General features: G+C 67.3%; 14 protein-coding genes. 2 read left to right on the top strand and 12 right to left on the bottom strand.

Annotated features, from left to right (window positions below; all coding sequences use genetic code 11):
• Positions 1-2 precede the first annotated feature (2 nt).
• Positions 3-1,166 (bottom strand): GntR family transcriptional regulator, encoded by a 1,164-nt coding sequence (locus OG394_RS00305; protein WP_328992655.1) that lies wholly within the window; start codon positions 1,164-1,166, stop codon positions 3-5.
• A 112-nt stretch (positions 1,167-1,278) separates the two neighbouring features.
• Positions 1,279-2,784: an LLM class flavin-dependent oxidoreductase gene (locus OG394_RS00300; protein ID WP_328992654.1), complete on the bottom strand. Its 1,506-nt coding sequence runs from the start codon at positions 2,782-2,784 to the stop codon at positions 1,279-1,281.
• Between the two features lie 84 nt (positions 2,785-2,868).
• Here OG394_RS00300 and OG394_RS00295 point away from each other — a divergent pair, with 84 nt between their 5' ends.
• The gene (locus OG394_RS00295) at positions 2,869-3,306 is read left to right on the top strand and encodes a MarR family winged helix-turn-helix transcriptional regulator (RefSeq protein WP_328992652.1); all 438 of its coding nucleotides are present in this window, start codon (positions 2,869-2,871) and stop codon (positions 3,304-3,306) included.
• 145 nt (positions 3,307-3,451) lie between these two features.
• Here OG394_RS00295 and OG394_RS00290 read toward each other — a convergent pair whose 3' ends face one another.
• The 10 genes from OG394_RS00290 to OG394_RS00245 form a co-directional block, all read right to left on the bottom strand.
• Entirely contained in the window at positions 3,452-4,081 is a 630-nt protein-coding gene (locus OG394_RS00290; RefSeq protein WP_328992650.1) for a ClpP family protease, read from the bottom strand.
• Positions 4,078-4,686 carry a ClpP family protease gene (locus tag OG394_RS00285; protein WP_328992649.1) on the bottom strand — a complete coding sequence of 203 codons (609 nt, stop codon included), beginning with the start codon at positions 4,684-4,686 and terminating at the stop codon, positions 4,078-4,080. The genes OG394_RS00290 and OG394_RS00285 overlap by 4 nt, the downstream gene beginning before the upstream one ends.
• A 391-nt stretch (positions 4,687-5,077) precedes the next feature.
• Positions 5,078-5,809 (bottom strand): pentapeptide repeat-containing protein, encoded by a 732-nt coding sequence (locus OG394_RS00280; RefSeq protein WP_328992648.1) that lies wholly within the window; start codon positions 5,807-5,809, stop codon positions 5,078-5,080.
• A gap of 520 nt (positions 5,810-6,329) precedes the next feature.
• Positions 6,330-6,635: a hypothetical protein gene (locus OG394_RS00275; protein WP_328992647.1), complete on the bottom strand. Its 306-nt coding sequence runs from the start codon at positions 6,633-6,635 to the stop codon at positions 6,330-6,332.
• Positions 6,636-6,712: 77 nt separating this feature from the next.
• Positions 6,713-6,976 carry a hypothetical protein gene (locus OG394_RS00270; protein WP_328992646.1) on the bottom strand — a complete coding sequence of 88 codons (264 nt, stop codon included), beginning with the start codon at positions 6,974-6,976 and terminating at the stop codon, positions 6,713-6,715.
• Positions 6,977-6,978: 2 nt separating this feature from the next.
• Entirely contained in the window at positions 6,979-7,656 is a 678-nt protein-coding gene (locus OG394_RS00265; protein WP_328992645.1) for a hypothetical protein, read from the bottom strand.
• On the bottom strand, positions 7,653-10,403 hold the full coding sequence (locus tag OG394_RS00260) for an FtsK/SpoIIIE domain-containing protein (RefSeq protein ID WP_328992644.1): 2,751 nt from the start codon (positions 10,401-10,403) through the stop codon (positions 7,653-7,655). Before OG394_RS00260 ends, OG394_RS00265 begins: the two co-directional genes overlap by 4 nt.
• A gap of 134 nt (positions 10,404-10,537) precedes the next feature.
• Entirely contained in the window at positions 10,538-11,329 is a 792-nt protein-coding gene (gene surE / locus OG394_RS00255; RefSeq protein WP_328992643.1) for a 5'/3'-nucleotidase SurE, read from the bottom strand.
• Positions 11,326-14,439 carry a BTAD domain-containing putative transcriptional regulator gene (locus tag OG394_RS00250; RefSeq protein WP_328992642.1) on the bottom strand — a complete coding sequence of 1,038 codons (3,114 nt, stop codon included), beginning with the start codon at positions 14,437-14,439 and terminating at the stop codon, positions 11,326-11,328. The genes surE and OG394_RS00250 overlap by 4 nt, the downstream gene beginning before the upstream one ends.
• 54 nt (positions 14,440-14,493) lie before the next feature.
• Positions 14,494-15,111, bottom strand: coding sequence for a dihydrofolate reductase family protein (locus OG394_RS00245; protein WP_328992641.1), 618 nt, complete (start codon positions 15,109-15,111; stop codon positions 14,494-14,496).
• A 1,001-nt stretch (positions 15,112-16,112) separates the two neighbouring features.
• Between OG394_RS00245 and OG394_RS00240 the strand changes: the two genes are divergently transcribed.
• Positions 16,113-17,267, top strand: coding sequence for an IS30 family transposase (locus OG394_RS00240; RefSeq protein ID WP_442914290.1), 1,155 nt, complete (start codon positions 16,113-16,115; stop codon positions 17,265-17,267).
• Positions 17,268-17,666 lie beyond the last annotated feature (399 nt).

The following is a 17,666-nucleotide window of genomic DNA, read 5'->3' as shown; positions in this document are numbered from 1 at the left end:
GTTCAGGGGACGCTGGGAGCCGGGCCATGCGTCGCGCTGGTCGCGCTTGTCGCGCTGGTCGCGCTTGTCGCGCCGCAGGAAGCCCGGATCACCAAGCGGGGTTGAAGCTTGACTTGATGAATGGGTGTGGCCGGCCCTTGCTCGAGCCGGCGCAGCAGTAGTTCGGCCGCGAGCGCACCGACCTCGCTCTTCGGTGGCGAGACGGCCGTCAGCGGAACCTCACCGAGATCGGCGACCTCGTCGTCGTACGCGATCACCGCGAGATCTCCGGGCACGTTCAGCCCGAGGCGGCGTGCGTGCACGATCAAGGTGGAGGCGTCCCGATCACCGAGGCAGAAGACCGCGGTGATGCCGTTGTCCTTGCAGGTCCGTGCGTACGCCGCGAGCTCGTCGCCCGACCACTCTTCGAGGCGTTCGACCGCCCCTGCGATGGTCGGCAGGCCGAAGTCCTGGATCGCGCGGGCGAAACCCTCCGCCACCAGGTCGGCCGTACCGGTGCGGATGCGGCCGAGATGCCCGGTCCGTTGATGGCCGAGATTGACGAAATGCCGCACGGCCGCGTAGCTACCGCCGAGGTGGTCGGTGCAGACGTACGGCGTGGTGTCGTCCGGCGCGGGATTCGGGTATTGCCGTTCGATCAGGATGTACGGCACCGGGAGGTTCTGCAGGTGGTCGAGGTGCTTCGCCGGGTCGTCGACCAGGTGAAGGTTCGGCACCAGCAGCAGCCCGTCGACGCCGTCGTCGACGAGGTGCCGGAGTTGTTCGGCCTCCAGCTCGGGGTCGTACTCCGAACTGGACAGGACGACCCGGACACCGGCGGTGGTGAGCACCCGCTCGATGCCCTCGATCACCCGCGGGTAGAAGTATGAGGTCGACGGCACGAGCACACCGACGAACCTGCGCGGCAGGGTGGCCTCCGACGGGATCGCCGTCACGAAGGTGCCCGAACCCTGCCGCCGCCGTACCAGGCCTTCCTCGACCAGCAGGTCGATGGCCCGGCGAACGGTATTGATGCCCACGCCGTGGAACTGGGCCAGCTCCTGCTCGGTGGGCAGGCGCCCGCCGATCGGGAGGGTGCCCTCGATGATCTGCCCGCGCAGGTCTGCCGCCAGGACGCGGAACTTCATTCCCCGCGGGACCGATTCCATCGGATTCGTGGCCGTCATGAAAGGGATCCTGCGGCCCATTCATAGGCCCGTCAAGGCATGTATTAGGAATGACCGGGCTAAATCCGTCCATTTTTCTCGCACTTAGGGAATGAATTCATTTGGTTTACGCTCACATGACGTTAAGGCGTGCCAGTGGTTCGACCAGCTCGCGTTCCTCGTAGGACAGGTGCGAGAGCAGCGTGTCGGACAGCAGATCGACCGCCGCGCGCAGACCGTCCAGATCGCCCGAGCCGTCGACGAGCGCCACCAGGGCCTGGTCGACCCCTTCCAGTACGTCGTGGATCGTGCGGTGCTCCAGCTCGAGCCGATCGACCACGGGAGCGAGGCGTGGATCCGCTTGCTTTAGGCGCGGGAACATCGCCGCGTCCTCGAGCGAGTGATGCGTCGTGACCAGGCGGCAGTATGACTCGCAATAGACGCCCAGCGTCCAGTTGTTCTGCCGCATGGTCATCGTGTTGATCTCGGAACGGGCCCGGCCGATATCGATCGTGCCGGCGGCGACCTGCTCGACGAGATCGCGAACCTGGTCGAGCTCGGCGCGCAGATGATCGTGTACGTCGATGAGGTGCTGGCCGTTCGCGCGCTCGCGCGGGGTGTAGGTCCGCTGGGGATCGGGCGCTGGGCCGGTCGGGCGCTCGCTTTCATCCCAAGGCGCGACCGAGCTCCGCCGTACGCCGTCGTCGGGGGTCGGGATGACTCCCAGCGCGTCGGGGGTTGGCTGTGCTGGCGGGCTTTGCGGGCGGCCTTCCCTGACCGCGGCCGCGACCTCGGCGAAGCGGCGGATGTCTTCGGGCGAGTCCGTGGCCAGGATGAACGTGCTGATGCCCTGATGGCGATTCAGGTCGGTCAGCTGCTCGATCCACAACTCCTCCGGCCCCTGCAGGAACCCGTTGCCCATGGCATCGAACTGGCCCATCAGGTTGTAGAGCCGGCGAATATCCGACGGCTTGCGCCCGGCCTTGAGCGCGGCGTCGTCGATGATCGCGTTCATCGCGGTCAACTCGTCCGGCCCGGCCCAGCCGCTCGACGGCAACCACCCGTCGGCGAGGCGGCCGGTCAACCGGAGCATCCGGGGCTTGGCCGCACCAAGCCAGATCTCGACGTTGTGCGCCGGCACGGGCCCACGCTTCGCGCCCGCGACCTGGTAGTGCTTGCCGTCCAGCTTGATGCCGCCACGCTCGTTCGACCAGACCGCGCGCATCAGGGTGATGGCCTCCTCGAGCGCTTCGATACTCTCGCCCGGCGTCAGCCTCGGCCCACCGACGGCGGCGATCGCATCCCGGAATCCGCCCGCGCCTAGGCCGAGGTCAACCCGTCCACCGGTCAGGAGGTCCAGACTTGCCACGCTCCTGGCGAGTACGACGGGTGGGCGCAACGGCAGGTTGGCGACGTTGGGCGAGACGCGCACGTGCTCGGTCTTGGCCGCGATGACCGACAGCAACGTCCAGGTGTCGAGAAACGCCGACTGGTACGGGTGGTCCTGCACTGTGACGAGGTCCAGACCGACCTGTTCGGTCAGCTGCGCCAGCCCGACCACGCGATCGGGTTGCGCCGCCGTCGGCGTCAGGAACGTGCCGAAGACCAGGTCATGTCCGTATCCAGTGCCCGCGCTCATTGCCCACCTCGTTCGCATCACGTAATATTCGTATGACGAACAAAGTACTTCGTGGCACGAACAATCACAAGCCGGAGGTTCCCAATGCCGCACGACCTTGGTCCGGTCGCTGGTCTGGTGCGGCTGACCTTCCTGATCCAAACCGTGTACGCCGATGTCGGGCGCGCGTGCGACCTCACTGCCGCGCAGGCGCAACTCCTCTGCACGCTGGCCGACGAGCCGAAGGGCATGGCCGACCTCTCCCGCCTACTCGGCCTCGAGCGCTCGAGCCTCACCGGACTGGTCGACCGCGCCGAGCAACGGACCTACGTCGTACGACGCTCCGACCCGTCCGACCGCCGTGCCGTCCGCGTCGCGTTGACCCCGGAGGGCGTGAAAGCCGTCGCCCGCTTCCACGACGAGCTGACGGTTCAGCTGCAGTCCGTCCTGGCCGACCTGCCGGCATCGGAACGCAAAGCCTTCACGCGCACCCTCACCAAACTCACCGCCACCACCCCAAACACCTTCACCACCCCCGCCTAACCCCACCCGACCAGCCGACAGCTCGCGCCAAGCCGGCCCGCCAGGCCGAGGCGGCCGGGTTGGGCGAGGCGCCGGGTTGGGCGAGGCGCCGGGTTGGGCGAGGCGCCGGGTTGGGCGAGGCGCCGGGTTGGGCGAAGGTAGTGGGTTAGGCGGAGGCGGCGTATGACGATTGGGCGGCGGGGTGCAAGTCGCGGTGCCGGAGGACCTCGTCGACGATGCCGTACTCGCGTGCCGCGTCGGGCGTGAGGACGTGGTCCCGGTCGGTGTCGTGGCGAAGGCGTTCGACCGTCTGGCCGGTGTGTTCCGCCAGGATCGACTCGACCTGGCTGCGGACCCGAACCACCTCGTCGGCCTGGAGGATCAGGTCCGGGATGGTGCCCTGCCCGCGACCGGCCGGCTGGTGGAGCACGACCCGCGCATGCGGCAGCACCGCGCGCCGCCCGGGCGCGCCACCCGCTAGCAGCACGGCGCCCGCGGCGATCGCCTGCCCGACGCAGACCGTCGCCACCGGGGACCGGATGAACCGCATGGTGTCGTAGATCGCCAGCATCGCGGTCATGTCACCACCCTCGCAGTTGATGTACAGGTTGATGTCCTGCTCCGGTTTGTCCGCCTCCAGGTGCAGCAACTGGGCGATCATCGCGTTCGCCACCCCGGCGTCGATGCCGGTGCCGAGGTAGATGATCCGCTCGGAGAGGAGATGGGAGTAGACGTCCATGATCCGCTCACCGCGCGAGCTCTGGGTGATCACGTTCGGGATCGTGTAGCTGCTCATCGGGTTGCCTCTCCTTCTACCGCGTGCGTTGGCATGACCTGGTCGAACGACGTGACGATGTGGTCGACGAACCCGAACTCCCGGGCCTCCTCGGCCGTGTACCAGTGGTCGTGCAGCGAGTCCTCGTACACGGTCTCCAACGGCTGCCCGGTGTCATCCGAGATCAACCGGAGCACGGTGTCCCGGATGTGCCGAAGGTCGTTGGCCTGGATCTCGATCTCGACCGCCGACCCGCCGATCCCCGACGAGCCCTGGTGCATCAGCACGCGCGCATGCGGCAGCGCATACCGCTTGCCCTTTGTACCCGCCGACAGCAGGAACTGCCCCGCACTACACGCCACTCCAAGCGCCACCGTCGCCACGTCGCACGGCAGCAGCCGCATCACGTCCCGGATCGCCAACATCGACGGCACCGACCCACCCAGCGAGTGGATCCACAACGCCACATCGGTATCCGGATCCTCCGCCGCCAACGTCAGTAGTTGCGTCGCGATCAACGTCCCATTGTCATCAGTCAACTGCCCGTCCAGCACCACAACCCGCCGCCGCAACAACTGCAGCCGCGCCTGCTCACCAAACGCCGGCACCTTGCTCTCATCACTCATGCCCTCCACCCTGCCCGCCCCCTCCCCCACCACCCCACCCTTTCTGCTCCCAGCAACTCTGCTCTAAGCCAACACCCAGTCCCCTCCCGTCCATCGCCCCCTCCCGCCCCGGCGTGTTGGCGTTCATCGGTCCCTTCTGACGCGGCGTGTCGGCGTTCATCGGGCGCTTCTGACCACGAACGGAAGCGTTGGCAAGGCCGCCGGCCAGACCCTTTGCATTCATTCGTCGGAATCCGCCCTCGCCCGTCCGCCGGCCTGTACCGGAACGCGGTGGCTGAGAGGGCGGATTCCGACGAATGAATGCAAAGAACGGAGGGCCCGGGCCATTGGTCAGAAGGGACCGATGAACGGCGACACGCCGGGTCACAAGGGCCCGATGAACGGGGAGAGGCTAGAGCCAGTGGGAGGGGCGGGTGAGGGGGGCGGGGATTTTGGTGGTGGGGTTGCCTTTGGCGGCGTTTAGCTGGGATTGGGTGAGGAAGAAGGCGTCGGTGAGGTCGGCGCCGCCTAGGTCCGCGTCGCGGAGGTCGGCGCCGATGAGGTCCGCGCCGCGTAGGTCGGCGTCGCGGAGGTCGGCCGCGATGAGGTAGGCGCCGCGCAGGTTCGCCTTGTTGAGGTCGGCGCCTTTGAGCTTTGCGCCGAAGAGGTCCGCGCCGCGGCGATCCTTCTTCTTCCCGCGAGCGCCCGCGCGCATCAGCTCGCTCGTCTTGAGCAGCAGCTCGTTCACCCGCTGGCGATGGGCGGCCACGTCCAGATCGAGTACCTCGTCCGGCTTCAACCGGGTGAGCGCTTCGATGGAGGATTGCGCGGCGGCGAGGTCCTGCTGGAGGGGCTTGGCTGGAGGCAGGGTTAAGGCTTCGGCCAAATACCAGAGAAGCTCGTGCAGTTGGCGCATCACTGGCAGCAGGTCGAACATCTGCTTCGCGGTACCCGGCTCATCCCGCCAGCTGCGACCGCCGTACGTCTGCTGCGAGATCTTCTGCCCGGCGCCGAAGCAGTCGTAAACCGTGCAGCCCTGGAATCCCGACGGCCGGAGCTTCGTGTGGATGCCGCAGCGGTAGTCGTCGGTCAGGTTGCGGCACGGTTCGCCGGCGTCTTTGTCGATCGCGAAATCGGCCGACACCGAAAACGTCAGTGCGACACAACACAACCCGAAGCACTGGCCACAATCAGCCCGTAACTCTTCCCGCGACAACGACGACACCCAAGCAGCCTAACCCGCCCGCGATCCGCCGAGGACCGACTTCTCTGGCCTCGCTGTGATTCCGTGGTGGGCCGCGAGTGCCAACTCCCGGCGACGGTCGGATGAGGTTTGGCAGGGTCGGCCGGCGGGGCTCGGCGGTTCAGCGACCTGTGGCCGAGGGCGGACGTCCAGGTCCACACGGCGGCTGATTCTCGCCTCGGCTGAGCCTGTTCGGAGTCGCCGCGTGGACGTGGCGGTCCGGACGAACCCAGACCCGAACCGCCAACCAACGCCACGGCTGCCGCCGAACGCCTTGCGGGACTTTGGTCGACCGCCGCGCCGTACGGTTGCGGGGCTTGGTCGACCGCTGCGTCGATCGCCGCAAGGTTCAGAGGTGACCACTCGCGGCAAAGCTACCTCGGCCGGCCGGTTGGGCCGCGCGGAGTCGGCTGGCGGAGGGCTAGCCTTCGGGGGTCAGGGCGACTTCCTCGGCGGTCAGCTCGATGGTCAGCTCGACGGAACCGGTCGCGGAGCTGATGACCAGGTCCAGCGGCTCGATCGCCTCGGGAATCTGCCGCACCAGCCACAGCGCGAACTCGCCCACCGACACCGGGTCATTCGGATCGAACGAGAAGGCGCCCTCACCCGCGAGCGCCACCCCGACCTGGCCGTTCGGCGCGTCGAACGAGGCCAGCGCCTCGACCGTCACGCTTGCGCCGGTCGCCAACCTGAGGTCGACCCGCGCCTGCGGCCATTGGTCCCCCACTTGCAACTCCTTGATATGCCTACTCCTCAACCACTCGACCTCGACGTCATACCCGCTTTGCGCCACAAAAGAACTAACTAGATCTGGTCCGCGTAGTTCTTCGCGCCCGCGGCGGCGACCTCAAGGGCCTCGGCGGCGTACTCGACGGCCTTACCGGCGGCTTCCAGGATCTGGGTGATGTCCTGGTCGGCGCCGGTCGCCGTACCTTGGATGAGCGATTGGACCTGAGCGCTGTGCTGGGCGAATTTGGTCTTGAAACCGCCCATCCCGGCCGCGGCCTGCTTCGCCTCGAACGACACCTGGTAGAGGTGCTCCTTCAACTGCTCGACGTCCGACGACACCCCTAGTTACCCTTCCTCGTTCCAACCTTGGCCGACCAGAGCGCGGCTGCTCCGATCACAACGACCGCCACGATCAACGACAGCCACCAGCCACCACCGATCGCGGTCAACACCACCAGTACGACGAGCAGCCCGGCCGCGACGACCAGCCCTCGCAAGTACGACATGGTCAGACCGCGAACGACCAGCAGGGCCATCAACGCGACGACCACACCAACCAGCGCGTCCACCCATGACCCACCGACCACCTTCAGCAAGATCAACCCCGCCAGCAGCAACACCCCGGTCAGGAGCTGGTTGCGCCGCAGATCACGAGCCTCCCGACGACGGTTACGGGCCTTGAGCAACTGCTCCGCCGTTTGCCCGAGCTGCTGGGTCAACGACGTGATCGCGCGCCGGGCCGTCTCGATGGTGTCGATCGGCGCCATCTTGATCGTTGCCTTAGGCCCGCTTTTCGGCACCTGCGCTTCGGCCAGCGTCTGTACGGCGTACTTCTCCAGCTCGCGCACTTGCCGTTCCAGCTGCTGGCGTTTGTCGGCGGCCGCCTTGACGTTGGCGTTCGCCGACGACGTCGCGTTGGCCCGGTTGGTCGCGATGCGCGCCTGCCGTTGCTGCTCCGCCTCGCGCGCCGTGGCCAACTGCCGCAAGGACGCGACGTACGAATCCCAGGTCTCGGTCATCCCACCACCTGCTCGATGAACCGGTCGACCTCGTCCAGCCGCAACTGCACGAACGGTACGACGACCGGCGGTTCCGGATGCAGCCCGTCCCACAACAACGCGCGATGCGGTTCCGACGGCCAGCGCACGAGCGGCCCGGCCACCGACTTCACGCCGTCCTGGGGATGCCGCAGGAACAGGTGGACCGCCACGTTCGCCCGTTTGAAGCCGAGGTGTTCGGTGCAGACGTGCAGGCGGTTCCACCAGGCGAACGTAATGACCTCGCGCGACGGCCCGTCCTTGACGATCTGCTGCAACGCGTCAGCCGGACTCTCAAAACGGCCTTCCACATGCAACGTCATCCGCGGCACGCTGTGCATTCCGATCCCGATCAGGTACGTCGGACCAGCAACCTGGCCGTCCTTGATCGCATCGCGCAACGCGAACAAGCGCTCGCCAATCGCGTCGGGATGATCGACCACCTCAACGGCACAACCAAGACGCTGCAACGTCTGGGCCAACGCGGCCTTGCCCTCATTGGTCGACTCGTCACCGCCGGTCCCATCGATCACGATGAACCGGGGCGGCGCCGGCGACGCCACGGCCGTCGAGATCGCCAACCCGGTCAATGCTCCGAGCGCGTCAGTCGCACCATCGCCCAACACGAGCACACCCGCACCCGGCTCCGGCCGAACCTCGACCGTGACAGGCTCTTCCGTGACCGCGATCGGCAAACCGGCCCACGCATGCACGGTGGCACCCGAACCGCGCGGACGAGTGGCCAGCACGGTCTCGGCCAGACGCGCCGCCTCGGCCAGGTTGAACACCCGCGGCGGCCGTCCGCCCTCGGCCTTGCTCCAGAGCTCGTGCCGCAGTTTGTCGAGCAGATCCCGGTCGGCGAAGCTCACCAGAATGTGCTGGTTGTCGTCGGGTGAGCCGAAGTTCGCGTTGAGCACGGCCTCACCGCGGAACTGCAGCTCGGCGGCAGCGGTATTACCCGTGCGCAGGATCGCCTGAGAGTCGGTAGGCGTTGTTTTCAAGGCGATTCGGTACGGCACCTGCCCGAAGATCGAGTCCCGCCGGGTCGCGAGCCGCTTGACGCCTTCGATCGTCTGCGTCGCCAGCACCACGTGTACGCCGTACGCGCGACCCAATCGGACCAGACGCTCGAGCAGTTTCGCGGCCTCGTCGGCCAACTCGTCGTCATCCTCGAGCAGCACCTGGAACTCGTCCAGTACGACGAGGATGCGCGGCGGACGATCCGGCCCGGCCGGCAGCTCGGAGATATCGGCCAGCCCCTGCGCCTTGAAGACCTCGCTTCGCCGCGCGAGCTCATCCGAGAGGTGACGCAGCACGGCCAGACCGAACGGCCGGTCGCTGTGCACACCGAGAACCCGGACATGCGGAAGCCAATGCGGACGCCCCAGGGCCGGGCCCAACGCGGAGAACTCGACACCGTGCTTGAAGTCGAGCAGGTACATCTCGAGATCACCCGGCGCATAGCGCGCGGCCAGGCCGTGGATCAGGACGAGCAGCAGGTTCGACTTGCCCTGGCCGACGGCACCACCGACGAGTACATGCGGCAAGGCCGGGTTGCCGCTGCGCAGGCGGACCTCGGCCGGCGTGCGGTCGTCGTACCCGATGACGGAGCTCAGCTCGTCGCGGACCGGCTGCCACCAGTCGGCCCGATCGGGCAAGGTGCCGGCGAACTCGATCGTCGGCAGCACCGCGCGATCGGCGAGTTCGGCGACGACATCGCAGAGGCCCGCCGCGACGTGCGCCTCGAACGGCTTGTCCAGGCGGGCGCCGATACCGGGCAGATGCGACAGCTCGACGCGCTCCCCCGAGATCGTGACCGGCGCGAGCATCTTCAGGAAGGCGGCGGGTTCGACGTCGTGCTCGATCTTCGCCGCCGGGTCGTGATGGACCAGGAAGCAGATACCGCGATCGGCCGCGGTCTCGGCCAACCGGATCAAGTCCCGCTGGGCTCGCGAATCGACGCCGGCCGGGTAGTCGAAAAGCACCAGCAGCCGGTACGGATCGGTCACGCGGCCCGTGTCGCGCAAGAGCTCCTCGAAACTGCGATGACCGAGCTGCGCCATCCGGCTGGCCCGCATCGACGACACGTCGACGAGTCCCGACAGCGTGGTCTGCAGCTGCTCCTCGGTATGACCGGCACGTGGCACCAACTGCGGGTACTTCGTGGTGAGGTGCCCGAGCAGACCCATCGCACCGGTCAATCGCGGATCGAACGCGTCGATGCGCAGGCGGAACGGCTCGGCGCTCGCGACCAGGCGCAAGGCTGTGCTCTGCAATAGCCGGTGCGCGGTCTGACCCCGATCCGAACGGACCTGCCAACCCGTCGTGCCGAGCAAGGGCGCGATGACCGGCACGTCGACGGAATCGACTGACAGCTCACCGACTCGCGCATGCGCGGCGACACCTTGGCCGACGTACTCCCTGGACAGCCAGGCCTCGCTCGCCGTACTGAGTGAGGCCAATCCCGGCGCGAGTTGCCCGGCCCGGCTCATGGCCGCGGGTGCGTGGTTGTCGATCGCTTCCCGGACAGCGTTCTCTACGACAGAGCGTGCGTCCGGGGCTGCGCCCGGCACCGATTGCAGCGCGATCAGTGCCCGTTGATGCTCGACTTGGCCGACTCGCCGGGCGTGCACCGCCAGCTCTTCGACAGCGTCGGCAAGTCCGCGAAGACGTGCCTCGAGGGCTTCCGGTGGCGGTGGGCCATGCTTCCCACCTGCCTCATCCGTCACTACTTACCCCTCACTCACGTGCGTCACACCTGCTTGCCTGAAATATGTCACACCCAGTCGGAGACCGGACACAGATGGGAGGCCTTTCGAGGCTACCGTCCAGCAAGTGGTACGGCAGCGCGACCGACGTGTCCTCAGGGCAGGTTGAATCCCTCGTCGACGCCGACGGCACGGACGGCGGTGTAGGTGGCGTAGCCGTCGCGCAGCCACGCCAGATCGCTGCCGCTCGCATGCTGACCGCCATGCTCCTCGAGCGCCACCCGGACGAAGTCGCTCCCGGTCTCGGCGATCGCCATCTGCACCTGACCGAATTCGGCCAGCGTCGCCTTCTTCAGGCCGAGGATCTTGTCCGCCGGCAGATCGGGCACGTTCAGGTTGAGCACCCAACCGTCGCGCAGACCGGGCAGTACGTCGCGGATGTACGCCGCGGCGGAGGCCCAGTTGTGCGATGCGTCGGCCATGCTATCCAGCACCGTCAGCCGATTGCCACCACTGGCCGGATCGAGTGGCGAAAGCACGTCGAGCGAGACCGCCAGCGCGGGCACCCGGTACGTCGCCGCCGCGAAGGCCGCTCCGACCGTGCCCGAGTGCAGCACGGCGCGACCGGCATTCGCGCCTCGGTTGATCCCGGAGAACACGACGTCCGGCACCTCCCCGAAAGCGCCGGCCATCGCCATGATCACGATGTAGCTCGGTGAGGCCGCCACGCCGTACGACGGGAGGTCGGCCAGGCCGTCGAGCTGCTGCCGTTCGACCACCACCCGGTCGCTGTCGGTATACGCGGTCAGGGCCGTGCCCATACCGCTGGCCTCCGTGGCGGGTGCGGCAACGACCACCTCATGGCCGGCCTCGACCGCCGCGAGCGCGAGATGCCGCAGCCCGGGCGCGGCGATTCCGTCGTCGTTGGTGATCAGCACTCTGCTCATGCGTTCCACCCTATGCCTCGAGTCAGCTGCCAAGCATCCACCAGTTTGTGCTTGCTTCCGGCAACAAATCGCGCTTCGAATTCGCTGTCACCAAGAGCCGCTCGCACCCGTTCGGTCGTCTGGTCGAAATCCGCCTGTTCCGGCAACGAGCGTGGGATTTCCAGGTCCTGGCGCGCGACGTTGGTTGCCCCGAGCAACTCGGCGGCGACTTCGTTGTGTCCGGCAAGGGATGCCGTATTGGCCAGGCCCTCGAGCACAAAAGCCTGGCCGCGTGGGGATTCGGCGTCCACGGCGTGCTGGTAGGCGATCTCGCGACAGGCCGCCGCCTGGGCCAGATCGCCTTGCAGGTCAAGGACATAGCCGAGTTCGATCTGGACGATGCCCAGGTAGAGCGCGTTGTCCGGCGCGCCTTCGATCAGATTGCGCAAACGGGTCGCGGCCGTTGGCAGGTCGCCGAGCCGGCGGGCTGCGAAGGCCAGCACGATCCGGGCGAGTACCTGGTCGGCCAGCTGACCGTGTTCGGCCGCGAGGCGCAAGGCCTGTTCGCCGTACTGCTCAGCCTTCTCGTAGTCACCTCGCTGTAGGTCGTTCCAGCCGAGGAATCCGAGCCGGCCGGCCACCTCCGGCCAGAGGCCCAGCTCCTCGGCCATTTGCAGGCCCTCGGTGTAGAGCTTGGCCGCGGCGTCGTGTTCACCGACGAGTTCGGCGCGGGCGCCCAGCCATTCGGTGGCTTGGAGCCGGCCCCAGAGGTCGCCCACCTCGGTGAAGAGGTCGAGGCTGCGTTGGCCGTCGCGTTCGATGGCGGCCAGGTCGCCGCGGACGTGCGCGAGTTTGGCGCGGGATGCGAGTACGGCGGCTTCGCCCCAGCGGTCGCCGGTGTCCTGGAAGGTGCGTAGTGCGCTGGCGAGCAGCTCGTCGGCGCCGTCCACGTCGCCCAGGTCCGTCCTTGTGTAGGCCAGGAACCACTCGGCGCGGGCTCGCTCCTTGCCAGTGAGGTCGGACAGGTCGGCCGTGGCGTCTTCGCCTTGTATTACAGCGAATCCGGCTTCCCAGGCTCGCGCTCTCGCCTTTATGGATGCGCCGTTGGTTGCGAGGGCCGCCGCGATGGACTGTCGCGCGGTGGTTATGCGGCCGCGGAGGAACCAGTACCAGGCGAGGGCGTCGACCAGTCGTAGCGCCTGGTCGGCATCGCCGTCGGCCACGGCGCCGTCGAGCGCGCTACGGAGATTGCCCGCCTCGGCGTCGAACCACGTCAGCGCGCGATGCTGGCCGGCGCCGTACAGCTCTTCGGCGTTGCGTTCGGCCTGCTCGAGGTAATACCGATGGTGGGCCGCGCGGATTTCGTCGTACTCGCCTGCTTCATGCAAACGCTCGACGCCGTACGCCGCGATCGACTCGAGCAGGTGGAAGCGCGGGCCGTTCGGCTGGTGGACTGGGACTACCAACGACCTGTCCACGAGCCGGCCGAGTACGTCCGCGTCGCCGCCGATGGCCTCGGCCGCGTGCGTCGTACAGCCGTCGACGTGTAGTGCGAGGCGGCGGAGGGTGGCGCGTTCGACGTCGGTGAGTAACTCCCAGCTCCAGTCGATCATCGCGAGCAGGGTTTGCTGGCGGGGAGCTGCGCCGCGATGGCCGGTGGCTAGTAGGCGGAAGCGGTCGTCGAGGCGGTCGACTAGGCCCTGCACGCCGAGGGCGCGTACTCGGTTAGCGGCTAGTTCGAGTGCGAAGGGGATGCCGTCTAGGCGGCGGCAGACTGTCGACACGGCTGCGGCTGAGGTGTCGTTGAGGGCGAAGGAGCGGTCTGCGGCTTTTGCTCGGGCGGTGAATAGTTGGACTGCGCCGGATTCGTTCAGGCTGGCGAGGTCGTCGGCGGTGGGGAGGTCGAGGGGTGGGACGTTCCAGACGACTTCGTCGGGCAAGGCGAGGGGTTCCCGGCTGGTCGCCAGTAGCTTGATCGTGGATGTTGCCTGGAGCAACGAGTCGGCGATCTCGGCGACTTGGTCGATGAGGTGCTCGCAGTTGTCCAGGACCAGTAGGAGTTCGCGCGACTGGACCGCGGCGGCGAGACGCTCGTTCGCCGTACCAGCTGTCTCGCGGACGCCGAGTGCGGTCAGGATCACCTCGATCAGCGAGGCCGTGGCGTCTAGGGCGTCGGGGGCTTCGACGGCGGCGAGCTCGATCCAACGTACGCCGTCCGGGAAGGTCTGCTCGTCGGCTGTCGCGATCGCTAATGCCAATCGGGTCTTGCCGACTCCCCCGGGTCCGGTCAACGTAACCAGGCGGTGCTTTGCGAGTTGGGCCCGGATGTCGGCGACGGCGTCATCCCGCCCGATCAACTCGGACCGCTGCGCCGGCAAATTGCTCGTACGCCGCCTGGTTGGGGCGTCTTGCCCCCTGTCTTGAACCAGGACCGGGTCTTGGGTGAGTAGGGCCTGGTGGAGTTCGGCCAGGGCGGGGCTCGGGTCCAGCCCGAGTTCGTCGGCGAGGAGCTCGCGCAACTGGTCGTACCCGGCGAGCGCCTCGGCTTGGCGGCCCGCGCGGTACAACGCCTTGAGGTGAATCGCCCGCAAGCGCTCGCGCAGCGGATTGGCCGCGACGAGGCTCGCTAATTCGTCCGCGAGGCGGTGATGGTCGCCTTGGTTGAGCCTTGTTTCGGCTTGCTCCTCGTGCGCGGTGAGCCGTTGCTCGGTCAGCCGGGTGATCGCGGCCCGGGCGAACTCCTCGTCGGCGAAATCGGCGTACGCCGGACCGCGCCAAAGAGCCTCAGCCTCGGCCGGGCGACCCTGATCCAGGAGCGTCTGGAATTGGCCGGCGTCGGTCTCCGCCCTGATCGAGTAGCCCGCGGGACCGGAGACGATCAACTCGCGGCCGCCTGGCTCCGCGTCTTCGAGCGCCCGGCGGAGTTGGGAAGCCTTGACCTGCAGAGTCCCGATGGGATTGGCCGGCTGGTCGTCACCCCAGATGTCCTCGACCAATCGGTCAGCCGAGACCGGCTTGCCTTCGTGGACGAGGAGATCGGCCAGCAACGCCCGGACCTTCACCCCGGGAATAGCGACCGGGCGACCGTCATCGGTCCACACGGCCACCGGCCCGAGCACGCCAAACCGCATGCCCGCACCCTAACCCCGCAAGGTCCACCCAGCTCCTGTCTCGCGGCCGATTCGCTACTCGGAACTGTCTGTCTCGGACCGACGTTCTGTCTCGGACCGGCGTTCGTAGGTGGCGATGATGACGCCCGTTGACGTAGGCACCGACCTGACCAGGCGGAACTCGTCGAACACACCCTGGTCCGGGAACAGCCGGGTACCGCCGCCGAGCACGATTGGATGGATGGAAAGCGAGTACTGGTCGACCAGTCGTTCCGCGGCGAGGGCGCGCACCAGCTCACCACTGCCGAGCACGACGATATTGCCCTCCAGTTCCGCCCTCAGCCGAGCCACCTCGGTGAGGCCGTCGAGACGGAATGTGTTCTGCCACTCCAATGGCTCGGCCAGGGTCTTCGAGACGACGTACTTCGGCGTCTTGTCGAGCAGCGCGGTAAACGGGTTCCCGTCAGTCTGATGCGGCCAGAACGCGGCCATCTTCAGATACGTCAACCGCCCGAACAGCATCGCGGTCGTATCCCCCATCCCCTTACCGGCCTCTTCCAGCGCGACGTCATCCGAATAGGCCTGCCCCCACCCACCCCGCGTGAACCCGCCCCGAGTGTCCTCATCCGGCCCACCCAGCCCCTGCATCACACCATCCAACGACACACTCTCAACCACACAAACCCGCGCCATCTCCGCCTCCATCTCGTCCGGTTACCCACTACACGAACGCCCCTCCCCAGATCGACAACTCCCGCCTGCATTCGCCGAAACCCGTCCCGCCAGCGCGCCCGGGTTCCGTCGAGCGTCCCAGGTTCCGTCGGGCGTCCCCAGATCGCGCGGGCCGGCCCACACCCGCGTTGAGCGGCCCGCCCCCTGCGTTGATTCGTCTGCATCCGCTCGCCCCTTCGTACGGCGGGTCGATTGGTCGCTGGCGTGGGCGGGCGGATTCGGACGAATCAACGCTAAACGCCTGCCAGGTATGACTTTTGGCCGGGTTTTCGGTTACACCCGTCCCCCTGAGTTCTTCCGAATTGTCAGGCCGGTCCGGGCCGCGTCAAGGGCTTCATCGGCTAGCGCCGACGCTGACGCGCCCTTGACCCGACCCGAACCGACCAAGGACAGCGGGCTATTCAGGGGGACGAGTGAGGTCTGACCGGGTTCCAGGCCATCCCGTTTCGCCGACGTCTGCGATTGCGCATAGGTCTTCGCGTGCCGCATGGGTCTGGGCTTGCGAGGGGCTAGCCATTGCGGGCGTGGGTTCCCACCTCGGATTGGCGGGTTCACGTGGTTGTTGCAACACCTCGATTTGAGGAGTTGTGATGGTTATGTCGTTTGTGGAGGACAACGAGCGTCACGGTGCTGCCTTGTTGCGGCTGGTGGATTCGGGGGTCGGGGTAGCGGCTGCGTGTGAGTCGTTGGGGATCGGGCGTGGTCGTGGCTATGAGATCTTGCGGGCTCGTGGCCGTGGTTCGCGTCCGCGCACGGTGATCACTGATGCGTTGCGGGAGCAGGTCATCGCGGTGTTCAAGGAATCGGGGAACATCACTGGCGCGGGTTCGGCCTGCGGGTTGAGGCATGACACTGCCCGGCGGATCCTTGTCGTGGCCGGGCTGGTTCCCGCGGTGCGGGCCGTGAAACGCAAGACCCAGGCCAGGGTCCGCCTCGAGGAGTTGCTGGAGGCGGGCTGGTCCATCACGCGCGCAGCCAAGGAGGTGGGCGTGCATCCGGGTACTGCGCGGGACTGGCATCACGGGGTCCGCAGGGTGGGCAACACGCGGGTCTATCCCGATGGGCGGGTCGTGGACTACGGCACCACAACCCGATACTCCACTTCCATGACCCCATCAGCTGACGCGGTGATCAGCGACCGTTACCTGTGCCTGGACCAGCGGCTGGCGATCGCCGATGGGCGGGTCAACAAACTCACCTTGACCGCGATCGCGGCCGGCATCGGCAAGGACAAGTCCACAGTCTCTCGTGAGATCCGCGCCCACAGTGTTGAAGGAACCTACCTGCCCCACCAGGCCCACCGCGACGCTGCGGCCGCCAGGGCCCGGCCCAAGACCTCAAAGCTGGTCACCGATCCCGCGTTGCGTGAGCAGGTCGAGCTGGGTCTGGAGCGGAAGTTGTCGCCGGAGCAGATTTCGAACAGGCTCGTCAAGGACTTCCCCGACGACGAGAGCATGCGCGTGAGCCACGAGACGATCTACAAGGCGCTCTACTTCCAGGCCCGCGGCGGCCTCAAACGCGAAGTCCAGACCGCGCTGCGCACCGGACGGACCCGCCGCAAACCACAACGCCAGCCCGGCCAGCGCCAGCACCGGTTCGTCGAGGAGATGATCATGATCTCCGAGCGGCCCGCCGAGGCCGACGATCGCGCGGTTCCCGGCCACTGGGAAGGCGACCTGATCATGGGCGAGAACAACCGGTCCGCGATCGCCACCCTGGTCGAACGCACCACCCGCTACACGATGCTGGTCCACCTGCCCGGCGGCCACGACGCCGAACAGGTCCGCGACGGTCTCATCGCGACGATGAAAACCCTGCCCGGCCATCTGCGCGGCTCGCTGACCTGGGACCAGGGCTGCGAAATGGCCAAACACAAACAGTTCTCCATCGCCACCGACATGGCCGTCTACTTCTGCGACCCGCACTCCCCCTGGCAGCGCGGCACCAACGAAAACACCAACGGACTACTGCGCCAGTACTTCCCCAAGGGCACCGACCTGAGCATCCACGGACCCGAAGACCTCGAACACGTCGCCCAAGAACTCAACGGGCGACCACGCAAAACGCTCGACTGGGACACCCCAGCCGAACGCCTACGTGATCTACTCACCACCTAGAAACCAACCCGGTGTTGCAACGACCCCTCGAAACCGCCATTCCGGGGTGGTAACCCACCGTCGGCGTGGCCAGCCACTGCCCGGGCGGCCTGCTTGACCCCGAATTCGGCCGCCTCCCGAGCGGACTGGACGTTTTCCGGCCCGGAAAACGTCCAGTCCGCTCGGGAAGATGCGTGCGCAGCCGTCGGCGGGCGTCGAGGCGTGGATTGTGGTGCGGGAAAGGCCTTGCCAACCGCAAAAGGCCACGACTCGATGGGTTAATGGGCCGCCACGCAGCCGCAACTCGCGGGTGAAGCGCTTCAACCCGGCGAAAACCGGAGTTATGGCCGCGTCCGCGTCCGGGCCCGACCGCAGGCCCATATGGCGACCACCCGCCGTCGCCATCGGTGGGCTTTCGGG

The sequence above is a fragment of the Kribbella sp. NBC_01245 genome (assembly GCF_036226525.1).
Taxonomy (GTDB): domain Bacteria; phylum Actinomycetota; class Actinomycetes; order Propionibacteriales; family Kribbellaceae; genus Kribbella.
The sequence above is the reverse complement of the archived record's forward strand: the minus strand, read 5'-3'. Positions and strand labels throughout refer to the sequence as shown.